Raw genomic sequence first — 1,396 nt, forward strand, 5'->3', positions numbered from 1 at the left:
GGGTCATGTATGGATGCCCCCTGTCGTGCGAGGTTTGTCGGAGACGCGCGGGGTGTGATCGGATGCGGTCATGTATCAGGCCTGCTGTGCGGACTGTTTTGACCGCTGGCCGGTATGGAGATGCGCAGGTCCAGTGCAAATCAATTCTGCGGGCTCGAAGCCCCATGACTCGGAATGCTTTTCCAGACCCGGATCTGACCGATCACTTTGCCCTTACTACTCCTCGAACTTCTCACACGCCCGACGCATCCGGAACTGTTCGTGCGATCAATTGATCAGGCTGCAACAGTCGCCGGATTTCTGAAAACCTCACCTTTGGTAAGCATCGCCCAAACTACCCGAGCCATCTTGTTGGCCAAAGCTATGGCTACCAGCATTCGCGGCTTGCGCGCAAGCATGCGGAACAGCCAGGATCCTTCTGGCGGCGATTTGCGAGAAGCCCAACGCACAACCGTCATCGCGCCGGTGATCAGCAATCGACGGATGTCCCGCTGGCCCATCTTGGACGTCTTGCCCAGGACCTGCTTACCTCCGGTTGAGTGCTGGAGTGGGACAAGGCCAAGCCAGGCGGCAAAATCTCTGCCACGCCGGAATATTTCCATGGGCGGCGCAAAGGCTTCGATTGCCATCGCGGTTACGTGCCCAATCCCAGGAACCGTCAAGAGGCGGGCGGTGTTGTCAGCATTTGCAGCTTCCTGCCGGAGAACTTTCTCCAGCGTTGTGATATTTTCGGTCAATGTCGCGATTTGCTGCAGGTAGAGCCTTGCCATCTCAATAACGAGCAAATCCAGCGTCTGTTCTGCCCCCTCTATTGCCGTTTCGAGCACCCGGACGTTAGCCACACCCTGCGGTGCAACTACCCCATGCTCGGCTAGATGACCGCGAAGCGCATTGATCAGTTGCGTACGCTGGCGAACTAACAAATCGCGTGTTCGAAAAACCATCGCCCCAGCCTGTTGGCTGGACGACTTGAGTGCAACAAAGCGCATATTGGGCCGAGCCGCCGCTTCGGCGATCGCCTCTGCATCTGCCGCGTCGTTCTTTTGCCGTTTGACGAACGGCTTCACATAAATAGGCGGGATCAGCCGGACGTCATGGCCTAGGTCCCTAATCGCACGTCCCCAAAAATGAGCGCTGGCACATGCCTCCATCGCAACAATGCAACCAGGCTGCTTAGCCAGAAACTCGAGCAACTGCGAACGTGTGAGTTTCTTGCGAAACAGCATACTTCCCTTTGAACACATGCCGTGCGCCTGAAAAACCCGCTTGGCCAAATCCAGACCGATAATGCTAACTTCGTCCATGGATGCCTTCTCCTCTGTTGTGACGTTGTGAAAACGTCACAATGGCACATTCGATGCCGTCGGGAGGGGGCATCCACTCCATCAATTCTCAG

At 56.4% G+C, this 1,396-nt stretch carries 1 protein-coding gene; it reads right to left on the minus strand.

Features of this window, described 5'->3' with window-relative positions; genetic code table 11:
* Positions 1-275: 275 nt before the first annotated feature.
* Positions 276-1,304: an IS110 family RNA-guided transposase gene (locus tag EOE18_RS18165; RefSeq protein WP_127712162.1), complete on the minus strand. Its 1,029-nt coding sequence runs from the start codon at positions 1,302-1,304 to the stop codon at positions 276-278.
* Positions 1,305-1,396: the final 92 nt, after the last annotated feature.

The sequence above is a fragment of the Novosphingobium umbonatum genome, from assembly GCF_004005905.1.
Lineage (GTDB): Bacteria > Pseudomonadota > Alphaproteobacteria > Sphingomonadales > Sphingomonadaceae > Novosphingobium > Novosphingobium umbonatum.